This is a genomic window from Streptomyces sp. NPDC037203, assembly GCF_055605065.1.
This window is the reverse complement of sequence record NZ_JBVJUC010000002.1, coordinates 817,659-839,633: the sequence shown is the minus strand read 5'-3', so window position 1 is coordinate 839,633 and position 21,975 is coordinate 817,659. Positions and strand designations below refer to the sequence as shown.

Below are 21,975 nucleotides of genomic sequence, written 5' to 3'. Positions count from 1 at the left end.
CTGCGGTTACCTGCTCTCCGCGTCCTTCGCCTTCTCGGCTTCCTTCTCCGCCTTCTCCGCCTTCTCCGCTTCCTTGGCCGCCTTCGCCGCCTCCGCGATCTGCCGCTTGGCGGCGGTCGCGTACATGTCGACGTACTCCTGGCCGGAGAGCTTCATGATCTCGTACATGACCTCGTCGGTCAGCGCCCGCAGCACGAAGCGGTCGTGCTCCATGCCCTGGTAGCGGCTGAAGTCGAGGGGCTTGCCGATGCGGATGCCCGGCCGCATCAGCTTCGGCATCACCTTGCCGGGCGGCTGGATCTTCTCGGTGTCGATCATCGCCACCGGGATGACCGGGGCACCGCTCGCGAGCGCCACGCGGGCGAGGCCGCCGGGCTTGCCCCGGTAGAGCCGCCCGTCGGGCGAGCGGGTGCCCTCCGGGTAGATGCCGAACAGCTCGCCGCGCTCCAGCACCTCGATGCCGCTCCTGACCGCGGCCTCGCCGGCACCGCGCGCCCCCGAGCGGTCCACCGGGAGCTGGCCGACGCCCTTGAAGAACGCGGCGGTGAGCCGGCCCTTCACACCGGGCGTGGTGAAGTACTCGGCCTTCGCGATGAAGGTGACCTTGCGGTCCAGCATCGTCGGCAGGAAGAACGAGTCCGAGAAGGACAGGTGGTTGCTGGCCAGGATCGCCGGGCCCTCGGCCGGAATGTTCTCCAGCCCCTCCACCCAGGGCCTGAAGGCGAGCTTCAGCGGCCCTCCGATGGCGACCTTCATCGTGCCGTACAACACCCGTGTGCCTCCCGTTTCCGTCGGACAGACCATAACCCGCTGGACCGTCAAAGCACCCGACGGCCCTGGTCGGTGTCCGTGCGGTCGCGTACCGTGAAGCACATCCGCGTGTTCTCCGCGCCCCGGCCCGACGGCGGCGGGGCCCTTCCCCAGGAACAGGAGCGTCGAAGGTGCCGGTTCTCCCTGGAGCCGAGCCGTACCGCCACTCCGGCGGCGAGGTGGGCGTCCTCTTCTGCCACGGCTTCACCGGCTCCCCGCAGTCACTGCGCCCCTGGGCCGCACACCACGCCGCGCACGGTCTGACGGTGTCGCTGCCCCTGCTGCCGGGACACGGCACCCGCTGGCAGGACATGCAGGTCACCGGCTGGCAGGACTGGTACGCGGAGGTGGACCGCGAGCTGCGGCTGCTGTCCGAGCGCTGCTCGCGGGTGTTCGTCGCGGGCCTGTCCATGGGCGGCGCCCTCGCGCTGCGGCTGGCCGCCCTGCACAGCGAGCGGATCAGCGGCGTGGTCGTCGTCAACCCGGCGAACAAGGTCCACGGACTGTCCGCGTACGCCCTACCCGTGGCCCGGTACCTGGTGCCCTCCACCAAGGGCATCGCCAGCGACATCGCCAAGGACGGGGTGGCGGAGACGGGTTACGACCGGGTGCCGCTGCACGCGGCGCACTCGCTGCGCCGGTTCCTGCGCCGGCTGGACGGCGAGCTGCCCCGGATCACCCAGCCGCTGCTGCTGCTGCGCAGCGCCCGGGACCATGTCGTACCGGCCGTCGACTCGGCGCGGGTGCTGAGCCGGATCTCGTCCGCGGACGTCCGGGAGATCGTGCTGGAACACAGCTACCACGTCGCGACGTTGGATGTGGACGCGGACCGGATCTTCGAGGAGAGCCTCGGTTTCATCGGCCGGCTCGCACCGATTCCGGGCAAGGAAGGGACGGCCGCAGTTGGCTGAGCACGATCCGGGTCCCGAGGGCCGGGAGGACCGGGAGCCGGAGGAGAACGGGCTGCGCTTCGACGAGGACGCCGCCTGGCGGGCCATCGTGGCCGGGTACGGCGAGGAGCCGCCGGACCCGCCGGGCAGCAAGCCCTTCAAGCCGGTGGAGGACCTCGCGCTGCTGGAGAAGGACGCGCTGCTGGAGAAGCTGGAGCAGGACGCGGCGGCGGACGAGGGCGCCGGCAAGAAGGAGGACCCGCGGCCCGCCCGGCCCCCGCTGGGCAGCTCCGTCTCCTTCGCACCCGGCGTCGGCCCCCGCGACCATCACGCGCCGGAGCCGTCCGAGGACGACTTCGACGAGGACGACGAGGGCCACTTCGTGCCGCCCGAGCCGCCCCCGCTGGACACCGGCGACACCACGTCCAGGTTCGCCTGGCTGGGCGTGATCGGCGGGCCGGTCCTGCTGCTCCTGGCGGTGCTGCTCGGCTGGGACATGACCTGGTGGCTGACGACCGCCTGCATCGGCGGCTTCCTCGGCGGCTTCGCGACGCTGGTGGCGCGGATGCGGACGGACGAGGACGACGACGACGATCCGGGCCGGGGGGCCGTGGTCTAGCGGCCCTGGCCGGGGACCGGGGGCCGTGGTCTAGCGGCCCTGGCCGGGAGCGGCTTCCGACCCGGTGGCCGGGACGCGCAGGGCGGCCAGGACCGGGAGGTGGTCCGTGGCGGCGGCCAGGTCGGCGCGCGTGACGCCCGGCTGGTCCTCGGGAACCCCGCAGCCGAGGACCTCGATGCCCTTGGTGGCGAACACCGCGTCGATACGCCGTCCCGGCGCGCTGTGCGTCCAGGTCTCCTCGCCGCCCCACGGGGCCACCGTCCGGCAGTCCTGGAGGGCGCCGGCGAGCAGCCGGAAGGTGCGGCCGTCGGGGCCCTCGTTCAGATCGCCGCCCACGAGCGCGTGCTCCACACCGAGTCCGTCGAGCCGGTCGAGGAGCAGACCGCCCTGGGCGTAGCGCTCGCCGCCGTCGAGGCCGAGGTGGCAGCTGACCACGCCGAGCCGGGCGCCGCCGAAGCGGACCACGGCGGTGGCCAGACCGCGCCGGTGCAGGCCGGGGGTGAGGGGCAGCAGGACGTCCTCGGTGCGCTCCACGGTGGCTCGCAGCGAGCACAGGATCGCGGGTCCCGCGCTGGTGCCGCCGCCGGTCAGGACGACCAGACCGCAGGCCCCGGCCAGCCGCGCGAGCTTCTTGCGCCAGCGGAAGAACCGGGGCGCCTCCTGGAGGAGGACCAGGTCGGGGGCGCAGGCGGTGATCACCCGGACGAGGGCGTCGGTGTCGTCGCGCAGCGAGCGGATGTTGTAGCTCAGGACGCGGAGGACGGCTGAACCATCGGGTTCTGTGTGGGAGTTGGGGAGCGGCGCCATGTGGATCAATGTACGCCGCGCTGTCGGGAGCGGGCGACTGTGCCGGCCCGGGGGGCGCGGGGAACTGCGCGACGAGCCACGTCGAACGGGCAGCCGCACACGAACCTCGCGCCCCGAGCTGTTCGCGTCCCGCTTACATGATCGGGTCGGGCTCGCGGGCCAGGTCCGCCGCGCCGACCATGCCCGCCTTGTTGCCGAGCTGCGCCGCGATCACGTCGGCGACGGGGCGCCAGTTCCCGCCGACCAGCCACCGCTTGTACGACTTGCGGATCGGGTCGAGGACCAGCTCGCCCTCGTCGGAGAGGCCGCCGCCGACGATGAAGGCGGAGGGGTCGAAGAGGGAGGCCAGGTCGGCGAGGCCGGCGCCGGCCCAGCGGGCCAGCTCGCGGTAGGAGTCGACGGCGACCGGGTCGCCCTGCCGGGCGGCCATGGAGATGTGCTTGCCCTCGATGCCGTCCGGGGTGCCGTCGCCGAGCGAGAGCAGCAGCTCCGCGTTCTCGGGGGTGGCGTTGGCGCGCTGCTTGGCGTAGCGGACCAGGGCGCGCCCGGAGGCGTACTGCTCCCAGCAGCCCTGCGAGCCGCAGCCGCACAGCAGGCCGTCCGGGACCATCCGGATGTGGCCGAACTCGGCGGCCACGCCGAAGTGTCCGCGGCGCAGCTTGTTGCCGATGATGATGCCGCCGCCGAGACCGGTGCCGAGGGTGATGCAGATGACGTTGCGGTGGCCCTTGCCGGCGCCGAACTTGTACTCGCCCCAGGCGGCGGCGTTGGCGTCGTTCTCGACCACGACGGGGAGGCCGGTGCGGGCCTCGACCTTCTCCTTGAGCGGCTCGTTGCGCCAGTCGATGTTGGGCGCGAAGTAGACGGTGGAGCGCTGCCGGTTGACGTAACCGGCCGCGCCGATGCCCACGCCGACGATCTCGTGCCCGGCACGCGCGCCCTCCACCGCGGAGGCGATGGCGTCCACGATGGCCTCGGGCGTGGTGGGGGTCGGCACCTTGAAGGTCGAGAGGATGTTGCCTTCCTCGTCGACCACGCCGGCCGCGATCTTTGTGCCGCCGATGTCGACGCCGATGGTGAGTCCCATGAATCCCTCAGTTTCGGTCGAGCCCCGCTACGGCCAACCGTACCCGAGGCCCCTGCGGGCGAGGGCTTCAGTCCAGGTCGATGCGCTCTCCCGAGCCGGTGCCCTCGCCCCGGTCGCGCCCCTTGCCGTCGCCCTGCTCCCCCCGCCACTCGTCGGCGAGGCCGGACGGGCCGGAGGTCCAGCGGCGCTCCTGGGACTGGACGGCGGAGCGGTAGGCGGCGAGCAGTTCGCCGCCGGCGGCGGCGAGGTGGTCGAAGACGCCGGGGTTGCGCTCGATGACGGGCTCGACGGCGGCCTTCGCCTGCTGGACGACCTGCTTGACCATCTGCTGGGCGGCGGGTCCGGCGAGCGCGCCGAGGGGGGACTGGAGGCCGGACAGCTTGTCGGCCACCGTGTCCACGAGCTTCTTCAGTTCCTCGGCGGCGGAGCCGGGGGGCGGGCCGTAGCTGGTGCGGTGGCGGGCCTTCTCGGCCTCCAGGTCCTCGGCGCAGGCCGTGGCCCAGGCGTCGGCGTCGCTCACCCGCGGCTCCTCGTGCGGCTCGGCGGGGCGCTCATCGCTCATGGCGGACTCCTGACTGCGGTACGCCCTTACCCCTACGACGTTACCCGAACAGCAGGGGGCCGTTCACCGTGCGGCGGCGGGCCACAGGCCGGGATCGGGGGCGAAGCGCACCCGCAGCTCGCCCTCGCGCAGTCCGGCCCCGGAGACGGTGCAGCGGCGCAGGGCGGAGGGCAGGGAGACGATCCGCCGGAAGGAGCCCGTGGTGATCACGAGTTCGTCGCCGCGCCGGATGAGGTCGAGTTCCTCGCGTATGGCGCCGGGCAGCGGGATGTGCCACACCAGCACCCCGTCCTCGGCGATCCGGTCGGCGACGGGCCACTCGACGGGGCGGGCGGTGTCGGCGACGGCGGGTACGGCGAGGGCGGCGAGGTCGTCCGGGCCGTGCGGGTCGCGGCCGAGGTGCGGCACGGGGTGCACGGCGCACTCCCCGTCGTCCTCCCACTCCCTGAGCGCCTTGCGCTGCTGGGCGGCCAGGGCGGCTAGCCAGGTGTCCGGGGTGGTGTCGGGCAGGACGCGGTTGGCCACGAGGGCCTCGGTGCGCAGGCCGCGCAGGGCGAGGCCGAGGCGGGCGGTGCGCAGGGCGTCCAGGGCGGCGGGGCCGGGTTCGGCGACCAGGCGTACGGCGGTGTCGCGGTCGGTGAGCACGGCCTCCACGGCGGCCAGCTCCACGTCCCAGCGACCGGCCGTCTCGTACAGCCAGTCGGCGGGCATGGGGACCCCGGCGAGCCGGCCGAGCACCGGGCGCAGGGCACGGGCGGCCTGGCGCTCGGGAGGCAGCAGGCGGCGCAGATAGCGGCGCAGTTCCTCGGGGAGGGAGAGCAGGGCGAGGGCCTGCGGGAGGGGTGGCAGGTCGACGACGAGGAGGTCGTACTCCTCGCAGAGCGCGGCGTCGCGCAGCGCGCGCAGGAACGTCAGCTCCTCGGCGCCGGGCAGCGGCGTGACCTCCTCGGCGTCCAGGCGGGAGGCGCCGAGCAGGTCGAGGACGCCGGCGGCGCGGCGCTGGAACTCGGCGAGGTCCTGGCGGAAGCCGGCGGCGGCGTCGGGGCGCCAGGCGGTGAGCCGGGGCGCGACCTCGACGGGCCGGGCCCCGGTCGGCACTCCCAGCACCGCGCCGGGGGTGTCCGCGCGCTCCGCGCTCAGCAACAAGGTCCGACTGCCCTCACGGGCGGCACGCAGCGCGGTGGCGGCGCCGACGGTCGTCCGCCCACTGCCACCGGGCCCCGTGATCAGGATGGTCCGCATAGCTCCGAACGGTAACGGACACTCCGCGCGGTGCGCGGCGGCGAGGGAACGGGGGCGGGGCGCGACGGCGGGCGCGACGGCAGGACGGGGACGGCCGACCAGGGTCGGGCGGGGTCGGCCGGGAGTCGGGCGGGGATTGGGCGCACGGCCCGGCCGCGCGACGGCAGGACGCGGACAAGCAGCCCGGTGCGACGGCCGACCGGGATCGGGGGACCGACCGGGAGCGGTCGTACGGCGCGGTGCCGACGGGGGTGCTTCCTACCGCCCGGTGCCTCCCGTCGGCGGACCCGACGGCAGGACGCGGACAGGCGGCCCGGCGCCGGCGGGGTGCCTCCCGCGCCCGTCCGCCCGTGCCGTCCCAGAGCCGCACGGCTGCCCGCGGCCGACGAGCTCCTGTGGTCCCGCCACTCATCCGACCGAGCCGGGTGGGAGGCGGGCAGGAGGGGTCAGGGGGTTTCGACGCGCTTCTTCAGGCCGGCCAGGGCGCGGTCGATGATGACCTTCTCCGCCTTGCGCTTGATCATGCCGAGCATGGGGATCTTGACGTCGACGGTGAGCCGGTACGTGACCTCCGTGCCGCCCGGTCCCGCCGGCCGCAGCAGGTAGGACCCGTCGAGCGAGCGCAGCATCTGGGACTTGACCAGCGTCCAGGAGACCTCGTTGTCGCCGGCCCAGGTGTACGCCAGCGTCTGGTCGTCCTTGATCGCACCGGCGTCCATGACGAGCCGTACCTGCTCGGCACGCCCCCGCTCGTCGGTCTTGAGGACCTCCGCCTCCTTCACCTCGCCGGTCCAGTCCGGGTAGCGCGCGAAGTCGGCGATCACCGCCATGACGTCGGCCGGAGCCGCCTCGATCGTGATGCTCGAACTGGTGTGTTCCGCCATCGCCGTGGCTCCTCCAGATGCGGACCGAAGAGACTCTTGCCGTGCGCGACCTGCGCAGGTGTGTGCAGCGTGAAGGCTACCGTGCGCCCGCCTCCCCCCGGCCCCCGCCCCGTCACCACTCCAGCGCCCAGGGCTTCCCGGCGCTCGCGAAGTGCCCCACGTTCACACACTCCGTCGCCCCGATCCGCATCCTGCGCACCAGCGGCTGGTGGACGTGCCCGAACAGCGCGTACCGGGGCCGGGTGCGCCGGATGGCGTCCAGCAGCGCCCGGCTCCCCCGCTCGAAGCGGCGCGCGACGGTGTCGTACACCAGCTCCGGCACCTCCGGCGGGATGTGGGTGCACAGCACGTCGACCTCGCCCACCGCCTCGACCTTCGCGGCGTACTCCTCGTCGGAGATCTCGTACGGCGTCCGCATGGGCGTGCGCAGTCCCCCGCCGACGAACCCGAACGTCCAGCCGCCGATCTCCACCCGCTGCGCGTCGAGCACGGTGGTACCGGGACGGGCGTATTCCGGCCACAGCCCCGGCATGTCGACATTGCCGTAGGTGGCGTACGTCGGAGTGGGGAACGCGGCGAAGAGTCCGGCGTACTGCTTGCGCACCGCCTTCTCGATGGCCGTGAACCGGTCGCCCTCGATCCCGCTCCACAGCCCGGCGCCGAACGCGCGGGCCTCCTCGAAGCGCCGGGCGGTGCGCAACTCCACGAGCCGGTCGGCGTTCTCCTCGCCGAACAGGTCGGGGAAGATGCCGCGCGAGTGGTCGGCGTAGTCGAGGAACAGCACCAGGTCGCCCAGGCAGATCAGGGCATCGGCACCCTCGCCGGCCCGCGCCAGGTCCCGTGCGTTGCCGTGCACATCGCTGACCACATGGACCCGGTGCCGGCTGCTTCGAGGGGGTGTGGATGCCATGGCGATCAAGCGTAGGCGTGTGTGCCGCAGGTGAACAGTCCCGGTCGTGGCCTGCGGTTACTCGCCCGTCGCGAAGGCCGTGGACTACTGTGCGCGAAGGAACGCCATCGCGTGTGACGCAGCGAACATCTGGCCGGGACCCCCTGTCGGGAACCGCATACCGACGGGTAACGTCCGGGCAGTCCAGTCGTGCTCTGGGTTTCAGCCACCGGTAGCCCCGAGCACCAGCCCGAGCCTTGGACCGCACCGTCGCAGCACACAACGTCGTGGCGCCGGCGCCCTATGAGGAGCAGCAGTCTTGCGCGAGTTCAGCCTTCCGGCCTTGTACGAGGTCCCTGCGGACGGAAACCTGACCGACATCGTCCGCAGAAACGCCGCGCAGCATCCCGACGTCGCCGTGATCGCCCGCAAGTCCGGCGGGGTGTGGCAGGACGTGACGGCCCGGCAGTTCCTGGCCGAGGTGCACTCCGCGGCCAGGGGGCTCATCGCCGCCGGGGTGCAGCCGGGCGACCGCGTGGGCCTGATGTCCCGGACGCGCTACGAGTGGACGCTCCTCGACTTCGCCATCTGGAGCGCGGGCGCGGTGACCGTGCCGGTGTACGAGACCAGCTCGCCCGAGCAGGTGCAGTGGATCCTCTCCGACTCGGGCGCGACCGCCTGCGTCGTGGAACTGGACGCGCACGCGGCCGCGGTGGAGGCCGTACGCGAGACGCTGCCCGCACTGAAGCACGTCTGGCAGATCGAGGCCGGCGCCGTGGAGGAGCTGGAGCGGCTCGGGCAGGACGTGTCGCAGGAGACGGTGGACGAGCGCTCCTCGCTGGCCTGCGCCGACGACCCGGCCACCATCGTCTACACCAGCGGCACCACCGGCCGCCCCAAGGGCTGTGTGCTCACCCACCGCAGCTTCTTCGCGGAGTGCGGCAACATCGTGGAGCGGCTGCGTCCACTGTTCCGCACCGGCGAGTGCTCGGTGCTGCTCTTTCTGCCGCTCGCCCACGTCTTCGGCCGGCTGGTGCAGATCGCGCCGATGATGGCGCCCATCAAGCTGGGCTGCGTCCCGGACATCAAGCACCTCACCGATGAACTGGCCGCGTTCCGGCCGACGTTGATCCTCGGCGTGCCGCGTGTCTTCGAGAAGGTCTACAACTCCGCGCGGGCCAAGGCGCAGGCGGACGGCAAGGGCGCCGTCTTCGACAAGGCGGCCGACACCGCGATCGCCTACAGCCGGGCCCAGGACACCGAGTCCGGACCGTCGCTGGGGCTGAAGATCAAGCACAAGGTCTTCGACAAGCTGGTCTACGGCAAGCTGCGCGCGGTCCTCGGCGGCCGGGGCGAGTACGCCATCTCCGGCGGCGCCCCGCTGGGCGAGCGGCTCGGCCACTTCTTCCGGGGCATCGGCTTCACGGTGCTGGAGGGGTACGGCCTCACCGAGTCCTGCGCGGCGACCGCGTTCAACCCGTGGGACCGGCAGAAGATCGGCACGGTGGGGCAGCCGCTGCCCGGCTCCGTGGTGCGGATCGCGGACGACGGCGAGGTGCTGCTGCACGGCGAGCACCTGTTCAAGGAGTACTGGAACAATCCGGGTGCGACGGCGGAGGCGCTGGCCGACGGATGGTTCCACACCGGGGACATCGGCACCCTGGACGAGGACGGCTACCTGCGGATCACCGGCCGCAAGAAGGAGATCATCGTCACAGCGGGCGGCAAGAACGTCGCCCCGGCGGTGATCGAGGACCGTATCCGCGCGCACGCGCTGGTCGCGGAGTGCATGGTGGTCGGCGACGGGCGGCCGTTCGTCGGCGCGCTGATCACGCTGGACGAGGAGTTCCTGGGGCGCTGGGCCGCGGAGCACGGCAAGCCGGCGGGTTCCACGGCGTCGTCCCTGCGCGACGACCCGGACCTGAACGCGGCGATCCAGGACGCGGTGAACGACGGCAACGCGGCGGTGTCCAAGGCCGAGTCGGTGCGCAAGTTCCGCATTCTCGCCGCCCAGTTCACGGAGGACTCGGGCCACCTCACCCCGTCGCTGAAGCTCAAGCGGAACGTGGTGGCGAAGGACTACGCGGACGACATCGAGGCGATCTACGCCAAGTAGTCGGCCCCGCCTTGCGGCTGACAGGGCGTCAGTCGCGAGGCGGTGTTCACAGAAGGTCCTTCAGCCGCTCCGCGAGCAGGTCCCAGCGCCACTTCTCCTCCACCCACCGGCGGCCCCGCTCCCCCATCCGGCGGCGCAGCGCGGCATCGCCCAGCAGCGTGACGACGCGGTCGGCGGTGTCGAGCACGTCGCCGCCGCGCACCACCCAGCCCGTCTCCCCGTCGAGGACCGCGTCCGGCGCGCCGCCGGAGTCGCCCGCGATGACCGGCAGGCCGGTCGCGGACGCCTCCAGGTAGACGATGCCGAGGCCCTCGACGTCGAGGCCGCCGCGGCGGGTGCGGCAGGGCATGGCGAAGACGTCGCCGGCGCCGTAGTGGGCGGGCAGCTCGGACCAGGGGACGGCACCGGTGAAGCGGACCGAGGGGGCGACGCCGGTCTCGCGGGCGAGCCGGCGCAGGTCCTGCTCGTAGGGGCCGCCGCCGACGATCAGCAGCACGGCGTCCGGCTCGGCGGCGAGGATCCGGGGCATGGCCCGGATCAGCGTGTCCTGGCCCTTGCGCGGCACCAGCCGGGAGACGCAGACGACGACCGGGTGGTCGGTGAGGCCGAGCCGGGCGCGCACCTCGTCGCCGCCGGAGGCCGGGTGGAAGGTCTTCTCGTCGACTCCGGGCGGCAGTTGCACCATCCGCGCGGCCGCCTCGGCGGTGAGCGCGCCGGCGATCCGGGAGCGGGTGTACTCGCCCAGATAGGTGATCGTGTCCGTGGTCTCGCCGATCCGGCGCAGCAGCTGCCGGGCGGCGGGCAGCTGGGCCCAGCCGGCCTCGTGCCCGTGGGTGGTGGCCACCAGGCGCTCGGCACCGGCCCGGCGCAGCGCGGGCGCCATCAGCCCGAGCGGTGCCGCGGCCCCGAACCACACCGAGGTGCAGCCGTGCTCGCGCAGCAGCCCGGCCGCGCGCCGGGTCGCGCCGGGGGTCGGCAGCAGCATGGTCGTACGGTCGCGTACGACGGTGAAGGGCTGCTCGGCGTCGAAGGCGGCCGTCGCCTCGATCCCCTCGCGGCCGCGCTTCCAGGTGGAGGCGTAGACGACCAGCCGGCCGGGGTCCAGGCGCAGCGCCATGTTGTGCAGGAAGGCCTGGATGCCGCCCGGCCGGGGCGGGAAGTCGTTGGTCACGATCAGGGTCTTGTGCATCGCCGCCGACCCTACCGAATCGGCCGCCGACCGGCGCCGGGCGGCGGCCGGTGCGTTGGCACGGTCCGGGGTGGTCGGGACATCATGGTCCGCGACACGGGACTCGAATCGGAAACGAACGGCAGGGGAAGACGTGGAGACCAAGGACGCCCGGCGCTCGCCGGCGTACCTGCTCGCGACCTGGTGCGTCACCCGTGTGGTGCTGCTGCTCCTTGTCCTCGGGGTGTACGTCCTGCCCGGCCCGGACGTCACCACGGACGTCTCGGTGATCTACCACAACTGGTACGAGGTGCTGCGCCAGGGCACGTTCCCGCTGGACGACGTCACCTGGCAGTACCCGCCCGCCGCCGCGCTCCCGATCCTCGCCCCCGCCCTGCTGCCCTTCCTCTCCTACCCGCACGCCTTCTTCGCGCTGGCGTGCTTCGCCGACCTGGCGGTGCTGGTGCTGCTGCTGCGGTCGGCCCGGCACCCCGGCCGGTCGCGGCGCGGGGCCTGGGTGTGGGTGGCGGGCGTCCCGCTGCTCGGGCCGACCGTGTACGCGCGCTACGACGTGATGGTGACCGCGGTGGCCGTGGCCGCGCTGCTCGCGGGGGTCCGGCATCCGCGGGTGATGGGCGCGCTGGCGGCCTTCGGGGCGCTGCTGAAGGTGTGGCCGGCGCTGCTGCTGGCCGGGGCGGTGCGGCGCCGGGCCTGGGTGTCGGCGGCGGTGACCGGGGCGGTGCTCGCGGCGGTGTTCACGGCGACGATGCCGGGCGCGTTCGCCTTCCTGGCCTTCCAGCGGGAGCGGGGCACGGAGGTGGAGTCGCTGGGTGCCCTGGTCTTCCATGTGGCCCGGCACTTCGGCTGGAGCGGGCAGGTGCTGCTGAACTACGGCTCGCTGGAGTTCCTGGGCCCGTACGTGCCCGAGGTGAGCGCGGCGGCGCTGGCACTGAGCGTGGGCGCCTTCGGCTGGCTGCTGCTGTGGCGGTTGCGGGCCCGCCGCTTCCCCCCGCACACCCTGGCGGACGCGGCGCTGACCGCCGTCCTGCTGTTCACCGTCACCAGCCGCGTGATCAGCCCGCAGTACCTGGTCTGGCTGATCGGCCTGGCCGCCGTCTGCCTCACCCACCGGGTGAGCCGCATGACCGCGCCCGCCCTCCTGATCCTGGCCTCCTCCCTCCTGACCGTCCTGGAATTCCCCATCGGCTTCGTCGACGTGGTGACGAGCGACTGGTACGGCATCGCCCTGATGGCCCTGCGCAACGGCCTGCTGACCGCCGCCACCCTGCTGGCGGCCCACCGCCTGTGGCGTACGACCGTCTCCCGCGACAGGGCCGTCACCGCCGAACCCGCCGAGCCGGAACTCAGCGCAGCTCGCTCCTGACGTACTTCTGCCAGCGGGCCGTGAAGGAGGCCGGTGTCAGGCCGAGGATCCGGTGGAGGGCGCTGGTGAGGGCGGTGGGGCGGGTGGGGCGGGTGCCGACGGCGCGGTAGAAGGCGGTCAGGCGGGCCGGGCCCCACTGGTCGGCGATCATGCGGCAGGCCAGCCAGCCGCCCTCGTAGGCGCGGGCCAGCTCGGTGGGGTCGCTGGTGAAGCCGAAGTCCTTGTCGGTGGGGAGCGCCGCGGGGACCTGGCCGGCGTCGACGGCGCGGGCCAGCTCGGGGGCGGCCTGGGCCGGGGTGCGGTCGGTGCCCAGGTAGCCGATCCAGTCGGCGTAGCCCTCGGAGAGCCAGAGCGGGGTGGCCACGGTGGTGTGGGCGCGGGTGGCCACGTGGGTGGTCTCGTGGGTGAGGACGACCTGTTTGCCCATCGCGCCGAGGACCGCGTACGCGTCCGGGTTGATCACCACCCGGTCGGCCGGCGTCTGTCCCGCGCCCCCCGCCTCCCCAGTGGTCACGGCGGCGATCCCCCGGTAGTTCGCGGCGGGCGAGCCGAGCAGACCGGCCATGCCCGTCAGGGACGCGGGGACCAGGACGACCACCCGGCGCGTCCAGTCGGTGCCCCACGCCCCGGACACCGCCGGGACCGCCTCGTCGGCCATCCTGGCGTACGCCCGCAGATCGGCCGCCGGCTGCCCGGTGCCGAGCACCAGGCTGTGCGCGCCGGGTACGGCGGTCACGGTGCCCTGGTCCCACAGCTGCTGCCCGGACGTCCCGGCCGGCCGGTCCGCGGTGACGTACCAGGTGCCGGAGGTGGTGCGGGTCAGGGTGAGGGTGCGCCGGGTGTCGACGGGGGCCCGGTCGTACCCGGCGACCCGGTAGCTGAGGTCGGCGTCGGCGGTGGCCCCCGCGGGGGTGCGGCGCAGGGTGGTGATCCGGTAGGCCCAGGAGGCCAGCGGCAGGGCGCGCAGCCTGGTGTACTCGGCGCCCGCGCCCGTCGCGCCGTACGCCTGCGCGTCGTGCCGCAGCAGCGCCGCCGAGCGCAGGTCGAGGAGGTGCTGCACCTCGGCCTTCGCGGAGTCGGCCGCCGACCGCCCGCCGCACCCGGCCAGGAACAGCAGCAGACACAGGGCCATCGCCCCGACGCTTCTCACCCGCCTGCCACCGGCCATCACACGATCGTACGGCGCGCCGCGCGGGCGTCAGGGCCTGGTCACCGAGGAGATCGGCATCATCCCCACCGGGTCGTAGCGCACCGCCGCCCCCGGATGCGGGGCGTGGATCACCTGGCCGTGGCCGACGTACATGGCCACATGGCTGGCGTCGGAGCGGTAGACCACCAGGTCACCGGGGCGGGCCTGGGAGAGCGGGACGCGCCGCCCGGCGTACCGCTGCTCCTGGGAGGTGCGCGGCAGCTGGACGCCGGCCTGCGCGTACGCCCACTGCATCAGGCCCGAACAGTCGAAGCCGGAGGGCCCGTTGGCGCCCCAGACATAGGGGCGGCCGAGCGCGGAGCGGGCGGCGGCCAGGGCGGCGGCGGCGCGCGCGCCGGGCGCACCGGCCGCGCCGGTCAGGGCGGACAGGTCGAGGCGGTCGGGGCCGGCCGAGCGGGAGGACCGGTCGTAGGCCGCGCGGTCGGCCGCGGACAGCGAGTTCAGCAGCTGCCGGGCCCGCGCGAGCTTGCCCTCCACCGTCCGCTTGTGCGCGGCGACCGCCCGGCGGCTGCGGTCCAGCGCGTCGAGCTCGTCGGCCGCCTCCGCCCGCTCCTGGCCCAGCTCGCGCAGCGCGGCGCGCAACTCCCGCAGCCGGCCCGCCTCCTGGGCGCTGATCCGGTCGAGGGTGGCGGCCTTGTCGAGGTAGTCGTCCGGGTCGTCGGAGAACAGCAGCGCGACGGCCGGATCGATGCCGCCCGAGCGGTACTGCGCCCCGGCCAGCGAACCGAGCTCCTCGCGCAGCGCGTTGACGTCCTGCTGGCGGCGGGCGACGCGGTCCTGGGCGTAGCGGACCTCGCGGCGCAGCGCGTCCGTGCGTTCCTGCGCCTTGTCGTAAGCCTGGGTCGCCTGCTCGGCCTGGGTGTAGAGCCGGTCCACCTCGGCGCGGGCGTCGGGGTGCGGCGCGGCGTGCGCCGGTACCGAGCCGAGGGCCGCGGCGGCGGCCGACAGGGCGCACAGGGCTGCTGCGGCACCCCGGTCGAATCCGGCCGGTGTGCGGTGCTGACCGGACGGTGCAAGGCGGCGATGGGAGCCCACGGGTTGCCGAACTCCTTCCACTGGCTGACAGGACGGCGTTCCCCGGCGCCTGGGGACGGGGAGGCCCCGGCGCCGGGGAAACGCGGCAGACAGTAGCCGTGCGGAAGGGCCGCGGCCAAAGACCGCGGCGGCGACGAAGAGTGACGCCCCGCCGCTGACGCAGGTCACCGGCGGGGCGTGGAGTCAGTTTCCGTCCCGTGGATTCGCCCGATCGGACGACCTCCTCCGGGAGCGTCGGGGGTTTAAACCCGGACGCCGAACTGGAAGGGCATGTCGGACATCGCCTCATAGCGCACCACGGCACCGGTGTGCGGGGCGTGCAGCACCTGGCCGTTGCCCGCGTACAGACCGACGTGGTGGATGTCGCCGTAGAAGAACACCAGGTCGCCGACCTTGAGGTCGCTCTGGTTGTAGATCCGGGTGCCGATGTTGGCCTGCTCCTCGGAGGTGCGCGGGATGGAGACGCCGGCCTGCGCGTAGGCGTAGGAGGTCAGACCCGAGCAGTCGAAGGAGGAGGGGCCGGTGGCGCCGTAGACGTACGGCTTGCCGAGCTGGCCCTGGGCGGCGGCGAAGGCGGCCGCGGCCCTGCCGGAGGCGGGCGGGGCGTCGCCGAGGTTCACGCGCTCGCTGGAGGAGCGGTCGGCACGCTGCTGCTGGGCGGCGAGGTCGGCCTTCTCCTTGGCGGTGAGGCTGTTGAGGATCTTCTGGGCCGCGGCGAGCTTGGCCTGGACTTCCTTCTTCTTGTCGCCCAGTTCGGTGCGGGTGTCCGCGAGGTCCTTGAGCTTCTCGGTGGCCTCGGAGCGCTCCTGGGCCAGCTCGCGCTGCTTGGCCTGGATCTTGCGCAGCGCGTCGACCTGCTGGCTGCTCAGCTGGTCGAGGGTGGACGCCTTGTCGAGGAAGTCGTCCGGGTTGGAGGAGAGGAACAGCTGGACCGAGGGGTCGATACCGCCGGAGCGGTACTGGGCCGTGGCCAGCGAACCCAGGCCGTCGCGCAGCTTGTTGAGGTCTTCCTGACCCCGCGCGACGTTGTCCTGGATCGTGGAGATCTCCTTTTGGAGCTGCTGCTGCTTCTCCTTGGCGCCGTTGTACTTCTCGGTGGCCTGCTCGGCCTGCTGGTACAGGTTGTCGACCTTGGACTTGACCTGGTCCTTGCTGAGCTTCTCGCTCGGCGCGGCGTTCGCGGCGTTCGCGCTGAGCACGACCGCTGCGGCGGCTGCGGTGGTCAGCACGGTCACGCGTGCACGGCTCTGCTGTTTGGGTCGACGGTGGGACGCCACGGAGGACGAACTCCTTCTTGTGAGTGTTCACCCGTTCGGAGGTTCGAGCCCCGACCCTAGTGACCATGTTGTGATCATTCAAATCCTCACGGCAAAAATTCCCGTCACGCAATGCATTCTTTGCACACAAGCCACAAGCTGTGATGACGGATTGACCCTACGTTGCGTGACGGGCTGACCAATTCGGGCATTGCGTATGCCCGTTGGGCCTTCAGGACAGTCGCTTCAGAAGTACCGCAGAGGCCACGGGGCGGGCACCGGCCCGCGCCACGCCGTCGGCCACCTCACGGTCGGTGGAGGCGACGATGACCGGCCGGCCCGGCGGCTCCGCGCGCACCAGCTGGCGGATCAGCTCGTCGGCCGTGACGCCCGGCTTGGAGAACAGCACCCGCACCCCGCGCGGCGGCGCGAGCAGCACCGGCGCGGCCAGCTCGGCGCCGTCGAAGACGCAGGTCACCTCGGCGCCGGTCTGCGCGGCGAGCGCGGACAACTGGCCCAGCAGCCGCAGCCGCTGCTTCTCCAGCGGCATCTGCGGATAGCCGGTCTTGGTCACGTTGTAGCCGTCGACGACCAGATGCGCCTGCGGCAGAGCGAGCAACTGGTCGAGGATCGCCGGGTCGTGCTCGGACAGGGCGCGCGCCGCGATGTCCTTCGGTGTCATCCGGCCCGGCTCCACCGCGTCGACGGTCTCGGCCGGCCGCACAGACACCGGCGGCAGCGCCAGCTCGCGGCGCAGGCCCTGGGTGGCGTCCAGCAGGGTGTCCAGCAGCAGCCGTACCCGCATGTCCTCCACGCTGCGGCCCTCGCGGGCGGCCCGGCGGGTGGCCTCCAGGGCCGCCTCCGCCTCGCCGAGCCGCGTCTTGAGCCGCCGGGACTCGCTCTCCGCGGCCGACACCCGAGCGCCCGCCTCGGCGCGTACGGCGTCCATCTCGCCCTGCGCCTTGCGCAGCGCTGCCTCGCCCCGGCGCACATCGCTCTGCGCCGAGCGCAGCTTGCGGTTCAGGGACTCCAGGTCCCGCTTCGCCGACTCCAGCTCCGCGCGCAGCCGCTCGGTCTCGGTTCTGGTCTGCTCGCGGGCGCGGTCCAGTTCGGCGCGCAGCCGCTCCAGTTCGGCGCGGCTCTCCTCGTCGGCCCGCTCGGCGTCGGCGCGCTGGGCCTCCTCGCCGGCCGCGGTGACCAGCTTCACCCAGCCCGCCGGGCGCAGCACACAGGCCGCCGCCGCCACATCGAGCGGGTCGGCGGCCGCGGGCACCGACCCGGCCTCCAGGGCGCCGGCCAACTCCGGCTGCGCGGCGCGGAACTTCTCGCCGATACGCTGCCGGAACAGCGTGTCGGTCTCCAGCGCCGCGGCCATCGCGTTCCCGGCGAACTTCGCCCGGCGATTCGGGGCGAACCGGACGTACTGTCGCAGTTGTGCGGGCAGTTCGGCCACGGTCAGCTTGCCGAAGCACTCCGAGACGATCGCGACGACCCTGCGGCGCACCCCGTCGGGCAGCGGACGGTCAAGCACCTCGGCGGTGCCGTCGCCCGGCCCCCCGCTCGCGCTCTCCACCATCCGTCACACCCCACTACCTTGCCGAAACATGCCTCTTCGGGCCCGACCCGGCCCCGTCAGGAGCCGGCGCCCGGCCGGTCCACGAGTTCCACCTGGTCCACCGCGTTGCACCAGCGGCAGCGCACCGATTCGATGGTCTCACCGACCACCTGGCGCTCCTCCACCGTCGGCTCGCCCGCGAGGTCGAGGTGGACGTACTCCACGACCTTCGAGGAGCGCGTGACGTCGAAGCGGGTGAGGTTGCCGCACAGGGTGCAGCGCCATCGCGTCGTGGCGGTCGGCTGGGGAACCGTCATCATGCCCTTCTCGGGTCGGTCGGAGCGCGCCGGCGGGCCGACGCGTGTGGCTCGTAACCCTACGGCCTGGGGGCCTGTCGCCGCCCGTCCGTTCGCGGCGGCGAGGCGGTCTGTCAGCTTGCGTCCGGTTACGTCATGCTCTGTGTTCATGATCAGCGAGTGGAGCGCGGCGGCCGGCAGGACCTTCAGGACACTCCGGGACGCGCCGATGACGTACGGCCTGATCGCCCTGTGCTGCCTGATCTTCGTACTGGGCCCGGCCTCCGGGATCGTCCCCGGATACGGCACCGGGTACGTACTCCAGGACGCGCAGCGGGTGTACTTCCGGCACTGGGGGGTGGTCCCGGCCGAGCTGTTCGCCGGTCCGGGGGCGCATGCGCTGGCCCCGGTCACGGCGCTGTTCGTGCACGGCAACTGGGTGCATCTGCTCGGCAACATGCTTTTCCTCCTCGTCTTCGGTGTGCTGACCGAGGAGCGGATGGGCCGGGTGGAGTTCACCCTCTTCTACGTCGGCTGCGGCTATCTGGCGCTGCTGGGGTACGCGGTCGCCAACGACACTTCCGAGCAGTCGCTGGTGGGCGCGTCGGGGGCGATCTCGGCGGTGCTCGGGGCGTTTCTCTTCCTGTTCCCGCGGGCCCGTGTCACCAGTCTCCTGCCGTTCCTCTTCTTCCTGCCGCTGCGCTTTCCCGCGTGGGTCGTGCTGCCGTTCTGGGTGACGCTCCAGTGGCTGGCGGCGGGGCGCTCGGTGCAGGGGCCGGGGGTGGCGTATCTGGCACACCTGGTGGGGTTCGGGGCGGGGTTCGTCTACGCGTGGGTGCGGTACGGCCGCTCCAAGGACCCGGAGGGCGGCCTCGGCGGGGCGGTGGCGGGAGACGGGCGGGCTAGAGTGAAATGCGCACCCGAACCGGCCCCCGAGGGAGAGAACCAGCCGTGATCACCGCGATCGTCCTCATCAAGACCAGCGTGGACCGGATTCCCGAGATCGCGGAGCAGATCGCCTCGCTGGAGTCGGTGAGCGAGGTCTTCTCCGTCACCGGTACGTACGATCTGATCGCCATGGTGCGGGTGCGGGAGCACGAGGATCTGGCCGATGTGATTCCGGGCCGGATCAGCAGGATTCCGGGCGTGGAGGCGACGGACACGCATGTGGCGTTCCGTACGTACTCGCAGCACGACCTGGAGGCGGCGTTCGCCATCGGCCTGGACTCCTGACCGTCCGCCGAAAGCCGCCCCACCAACTCGTCCGGCCTTTCACGCCACCGGCACGCAGCGTCCCTGCTCCGTCCGGTACGTCCACTTCGCACCCTCGGTCACCAGCTGTCGCACGGCCGTGACGAAGCGGTCCACGTGCTCGTCCGGGGTGCCCGCGCCGAAGCTCACGCGGAGGGCGTTCAGGGACGGTGCGCCGCACTCGGCCGGGGACTCGGGGGCCGTGCCGAGCAGGGTGCGCAGCAGCGGGTGGGCGCAGAAGAGGCCGTCGCGGACGCCGATGCCGTACTCGGCGGAGAGCGCGGCCGCGAAGTGGGAGCTGTTCCAGCCGTCCACCACGAAGGAGAGCACGCCGACCCGCGGGGCCTCGTCCCCGAACAGGGACAGGACCCTGACCTGCGGAATCCCGGCGAGGCCCGAGCGCACCCGGTCGATCAGGTACTGCTCGCGGGCGACCAGCGCGTCCCAGCCGGCCTCGGTGAGGGCCGTGCAGGCGGAGGCGATGGCGTAGGCGCCGATGACGTTCGGGGAGCCCGCCTCGTGCCGGGCGGCGCTCTCGTGCCACTCCACTTCCACTCCCCCGTCCGCGCGCCGGGCGACGCTGCGGCTGGCGCCGCCGCCCGCGAGGTACGGCTCGGCGGCCCGCAGCCAGTCGGCACGCCCGGCCAGCACGCCCGCGCCGAAGGGGGCGTACAGCTTGTGCCCGGAGAAGGCGACCCAGTCGACGTCCAGGTCGGCGAGGGAGACCGGGTGGTGCGGGGCCAGCTGGGCGGCGTCCAGGACGATCCGGGCGCCGTGGGCGTGCGCGGCGGCGGCCAGCTCGCGCACCGGCCACAGCTCCCCGGTGACATTGGAGGCGCCGGTGACGCAGACCAGGGCCGGCCCGTACGGCTCCCGGTCGGCGAGGGCCCGCTCCAGCGTCTGGACGGCCTGCCGCGGGCTGCGCGGCGCGTCCAGGTAGGTGACCCGGTCGTCCCGCCAGGGCAGCAGCGAGGCGTGGTGCTCGGTCTCGAAGACGAAGACCTGGCAGTCGGCCGGGATCACCCGCGCCAGCAGGTTCAGCGAGTCGGTGGTCGAGCGGGTGAAGACCACCTGGTCGCCGGCGCGGCAGCCGAGGAACTCCGCGACCGTGCGGCGGGCCTTCTCGAACAGGTCGGTGGAGAACTGGGAGAGGTACCCGGCACCCCGGTGGACGCTGCCGTAGTACGGCGCGTAGGCGGCGACGTCGTCCCAGACGCGCTGGAGGGCGGGGGCGCTGGCCGCGTAGTCGAGGGCCGCGTAGGTGATGGTGCCGCCGGTGACGAGCGGAACGGTGACATCACGGCCCAGAACGGGCAGCGGGGTGCAGATCGACGGGCGGACGGCAACGGTGGAGACAGACATGGGGGAACTCCCGTGAGGACGCACGCCGCGGGGGGGCGTACGGAAGAAAAGTGAAAGGGGTGCGCGGAGGCGGGGCTCGGCGGCCCTAGCGCATTCGCTTGCTCACGGAAGGCTCCCTCGACCGACCAGGACCCCTGGCCCGGCGCTGTCGAGAGCGCCCGAGGGGTCCGCGCTTGCCGTAGACCTCGCTGCCTACGACCTGGTCCTCACCCGGGGCACCCCGCCACGGACGGAGGGTTGCCGGACAGTCGGCCGGGGCCTCATGACTGTCACTCATGACCTGTCAGGGAACGTACGCGAAAAGATCGAGGTCCCGCAACCCGTGTCCGGATCGCGGGACGATCAGCCGTCGGACGGCGCGGTCAGGCGTTGCTGGCGGCCACCCAGCGCTCCAGCGTCCTTTTTGCCGCGCCCGAGTCGATGGACCGCGCGGCCTTCGCCATACCGGCCCGCAACTGCTCGGTGAGCGGCGCGTCGGTCGGCTCCAGCGCCGTCAGCGCCGCCGCCGAGTTCAGCAGCACGGCATCCCGTACGGCGCCCCGCTCGCCGTCCAGCACCCGGCGGGCGACCTGCGCGTTGTACGCCGCGTCCGCGCCGCGCAGGGCCTCCAGGGAGACCGGCTCGATGCCGGTGTCCCGCGGGTCGAAGACCTCCTCGGTGACCTTGCCGTCGCGTACCACCCACACCCGCGAGGTGCCGGTGACGGTCAGCTCGTCCAGCCCGTCGTCGCCGCGGAAGACCAGCGCGGAGTTGCCGCGCTCGGCGAACACCCCGGCCACCACGGGTGCCATCCGCGGGTCGGCGACGCCCACCGCCTGGGCGCGCACCTGGGCCGGGTTGGTCAGCGGACCGAGCACGTTGAAGGTCGTACGGATGCCCAACTGGCCGCGTGCGGCAGCGACATGGCGCAGCGCGGGGTGGAACTTGACCGCGAAGCAGATGGTGATGCCGGCTTCCTCGGCGACCTCGGCGACCCGCTTCGGGGTCAGCTGGAGGTTGACGCCCAGCTTCTCCAGGACGTCGGAGGAGCCGGAGGCGGAGGAGGCGGCGCGGTTGCCGTGCTTGACGACCTTGGCGCCGGTGCCCGCGACCACGATCGAGGACATGGTGGAGATGTTCACCGTCTTGGCGCCGTCGCCGCCGGTGCCGACGATGTCCACCGCCGGTCCGGGCACCTCGATCACGTTCGCGTGCGCGTACATGGTGCGCACGAGACCGGAGATCTCCTCGACGGTCTCGCCCTTGGCGCGCAGCGCGACCATGAAACCGGCGATCTGGGCGTCGGTCGCCTCGCCCCGCATGATCAGGTCCATCGCCCAGGCGGTGTCGTCGGCGGACAGGTTCTGACCGGTCAGCAGGCCGTTCAGCAGGGCGGGCCAGGAGCGGCCCGCCGCGGTGTCGCCTCCAGCGGGGGTCACAGCGCTCATCAGCCGCTCCTCGGGAAAAGTCGTACTCGGTGGTGCTCGGCGGGGAAAACCCGTACCCACCCTATCGAGCCCCCGGCACGGGGAAGGGCCCCGTCCGGCTCGCGGACGGGGCCCTTCTGTGGCGT

Annotated in this window: 21 protein-coding genes and 1 riboswitch; of the genes, 6 read left to right on the top strand and 15 right to left on the bottom strand. The window is 72.9% G+C overall.

The genetic code is table 11. The features are described 5' to 3' along the window. Positions 1 to 6 precede the first annotated feature (6 nt). Positions 7 to 768, bottom strand: coding sequence for a lysophospholipid acyltransferase family protein (locus ACZ7EC_RS08265; protein ID WP_471059781.1), 762 nt, complete (start codon positions 766 to 768; stop codon positions 7 to 9). A gap of 173 nt (positions 769 to 941) precedes the next feature. Between ACZ7EC_RS08265 and ACZ7EC_RS08260 the strand changes: the two genes are divergently transcribed. Both ACZ7EC_RS08260 and ACZ7EC_RS08255 read left to right on the top strand, forming a co-directional pair. Continuing rightward, positions 942 to 1,721, top strand: a complete 780-nt coding sequence (locus ACZ7EC_RS08260) for an alpha/beta hydrolase (RefSeq protein ID WP_471059378.1) — start codon at positions 942 to 944, stop codon at positions 1,719 to 1,721. After that, positions 1,714 to 2,319, top strand: coding sequence for a hypothetical protein (locus ACZ7EC_RS08255; protein WP_471059376.1), 606 nt, complete (start codon positions 1,714 to 1,716; stop codon positions 2,317 to 2,319). Before ACZ7EC_RS08260 ends, ACZ7EC_RS08255 begins: the two co-directional genes overlap by 8 nt. A gap of 30 nt (positions 2,320 to 2,349) precedes the next feature. Here ACZ7EC_RS08255 and ACZ7EC_RS08250 read toward each other — a convergent pair whose 3' ends face one another. From ACZ7EC_RS08250 to ACZ7EC_RS08225, 6 genes are all read right to left on the bottom strand, one after another. Further along, the gene (locus tag ACZ7EC_RS08250) at positions 2,350 to 3,126 is read right to left on the bottom strand and encodes an endonuclease/exonuclease/phosphatase family protein (RefSeq protein ID WP_471059374.1); all 777 of its coding nucleotides are present in this window, start codon (positions 3,124 to 3,126) and stop codon (positions 2,350 to 2,352) included. Positions 3,127 to 3,259: 133 nt separating this feature from the next. Then, positions 3,260 to 4,213: an ROK family glucokinase gene (locus ACZ7EC_RS08245; RefSeq protein WP_471059372.1), complete on the bottom strand. Its 954-nt coding sequence runs from the start codon at positions 4,211 to 4,213 to the stop codon at positions 3,260 to 3,262. 67 nt (positions 4,214 to 4,280) lie between these two features. Beyond that, positions 4,281 to 4,775 (bottom strand): DUF5304 domain-containing protein, encoded by a 495-nt coding sequence (locus ACZ7EC_RS08240; RefSeq protein ID WP_471059370.1) that lies wholly within the window; start codon positions 4,773 to 4,775, stop codon positions 4,281 to 4,283. A gap of 63 nt (positions 4,776 to 4,838) precedes the next feature. Continuing rightward, complete coding sequence (locus ACZ7EC_RS08235) at positions 4,839 to 6,017, bottom strand: ArsA family ATPase (protein ID WP_471059368.1); 1,179 nt, start codon at positions 6,015 to 6,017, stop codon at positions 4,839 to 4,841. Between the two features lie 446 nt (positions 6,018 to 6,463). Continuing rightward, positions 6,464 to 6,901 carry an SRPBCC family protein gene (locus ACZ7EC_RS08230; protein ID WP_471059366.1) on the bottom strand — a complete coding sequence of 146 codons (438 nt, stop codon included), beginning with the start codon at positions 6,899 to 6,901 and terminating at the stop codon, positions 6,464 to 6,466. A gap of 112 nt (positions 6,902 to 7,013) precedes the next feature. Continuing rightward, on the bottom strand, positions 7,014 to 7,811 hold the full coding sequence (locus ACZ7EC_RS08225) for a metallophosphoesterase family protein (RefSeq protein ID WP_471059364.1): 798 nt from the start codon (positions 7,809 to 7,811) through the stop codon (positions 7,014 to 7,016). 298 nt (positions 7,812 to 8,109) lie between these two features. On the opposite strand from ACZ7EC_RS08225, the gene ACZ7EC_RS08220 reads away from it, so the two are divergent. Further along, on the top strand, positions 8,110 to 9,906 hold the full coding sequence (locus ACZ7EC_RS08220; protein ID WP_471059362.1) for an AMP-dependent synthetase/ligase: 1,797 nt from the start codon (positions 8,110 to 8,112) through the stop codon (positions 9,904 to 9,906). Positions 9,907 to 9,952: 46 nt separating this feature from the next. On the opposite strand, the gene ACZ7EC_RS08215 is transcribed toward ACZ7EC_RS08220, so the two are convergent. After that, on the bottom strand, positions 9,953 to 11,095 hold the full coding sequence (locus ACZ7EC_RS08215) for a glycosyltransferase family 4 protein (protein WP_471059360.1): 1,143 nt from the start codon (positions 11,093 to 11,095) through the stop codon (positions 9,953 to 9,955). A gap of 133 nt (positions 11,096 to 11,228) precedes the next feature. On the opposite strand from ACZ7EC_RS08215, the gene ACZ7EC_RS08210 reads away from it, so the two are divergent. Continuing rightward, a complete protein-coding gene (locus tag ACZ7EC_RS08210; protein ID WP_471059358.1) occupies positions 11,229 to 12,458 on the top strand; it encodes a glycosyltransferase 87 family protein in 1,230 nt (409 codons plus the stop codon). Here ACZ7EC_RS08210 and ACZ7EC_RS08205 read toward each other — a convergent pair. The 5 genes from ACZ7EC_RS08205 to ACZ7EC_RS08185 all read right to left on the bottom strand — a co-directional run bounded on the left by ACZ7EC_RS08205 (position 12,439) and on the right by ACZ7EC_RS08185 (position 17,831). Then, positions 12,439 to 13,626, bottom strand: coding sequence for a hypothetical protein (locus ACZ7EC_RS08205; RefSeq protein ID WP_471059356.1), 1,188 nt, complete (start codon positions 13,624 to 13,626; stop codon positions 12,439 to 12,441). The genes ACZ7EC_RS08210 and ACZ7EC_RS08205 overlap by 20 nt on opposite strands. A 30-nt stretch (positions 13,627 to 13,656) precedes the next feature. Further along, complete coding sequence (locus ACZ7EC_RS08200; RefSeq protein WP_471059354.1) at positions 13,657 to 14,703, bottom strand: C40 family peptidase; 1,047 nt, start codon at positions 14,701 to 14,703, stop codon at positions 13,657 to 13,659. A 242-nt stretch (positions 14,704 to 14,945) separates the two neighbouring features. Then, positions 14,946 to 15,980 carry a C40 family peptidase gene (locus tag ACZ7EC_RS08195; RefSeq protein ID WP_471059352.1) on the bottom strand — a complete coding sequence of 345 codons (1,035 nt, stop codon included), beginning with the start codon at positions 15,978 to 15,980 and terminating at the stop codon, positions 14,946 to 14,948. A gap of 211 nt (positions 15,981 to 16,191) precedes the next feature. Further along, complete coding sequence (locus ACZ7EC_RS08190; RefSeq protein WP_471059350.1) at positions 16,192 to 17,535, bottom strand: NYN domain-containing protein; 1,344 nt, start codon at positions 17,533 to 17,535, stop codon at positions 16,192 to 16,194. Positions 17,536 to 17,591: 56 nt separating this feature from the next. Then, entirely contained in the window at positions 17,592 to 17,831 is a 240-nt protein-coding gene (locus tag ACZ7EC_RS08185) for a hypothetical protein (RefSeq protein ID WP_471059348.1), read from the bottom strand. 148 nt (positions 17,832 to 17,979) lie between these two features. Between ACZ7EC_RS08185 and ACZ7EC_RS08180 the strand changes: the two genes are divergently transcribed. Continuing rightward, entirely contained in the window at positions 17,980 to 18,765 is a 786-nt protein-coding gene (locus ACZ7EC_RS08180; protein ID WP_471059346.1) for a rhomboid family intramembrane serine protease, read from the top strand. Continuing rightward, entirely contained in the window at positions 18,762 to 19,043 is a 282-nt protein-coding gene (locus ACZ7EC_RS08175; protein ID WP_046421294.1) for an Lrp/AsnC family transcriptional regulator, read from the top strand. Before ACZ7EC_RS08180 ends, ACZ7EC_RS08175 begins: the two co-directional genes overlap by 4 nt. Positions 19,044 to 19,082: 39 nt before the next feature. Here the strand turns inward: ACZ7EC_RS08175 and ACZ7EC_RS08170 are convergent, their stop codons facing one another. Together ACZ7EC_RS08170 and trpD are read right to left on the bottom strand one after the other, a co-directional pair. After that, on the bottom strand, positions 19,083 to 20,423 hold the full coding sequence (locus ACZ7EC_RS08170; protein WP_471059343.1) for an aminotransferase class V-fold PLP-dependent enzyme: 1,341 nt from the start codon (positions 20,421 to 20,423) through the stop codon (positions 19,083 to 19,085). A 164-nt stretch (positions 20,424 to 20,587) separates the two neighbouring features. After that, a riboswitch (SAM riboswitch) is annotated at positions 20,588 to 20,704 on the bottom strand. 81 nt (positions 20,705 to 20,785) lie between these two features. Further along, positions 20,786 to 21,850 carry an anthranilate phosphoribosyltransferase gene (gene trpD, locus ACZ7EC_RS08165; RefSeq protein ID WP_471059341.1) on the bottom strand — a complete coding sequence of 355 codons (1,065 nt, stop codon included), beginning with the start codon at positions 21,848 to 21,850 and terminating at the stop codon, positions 20,786 to 20,788. Positions 21,851 to 21,975: the final 125 nt, after the last annotated feature.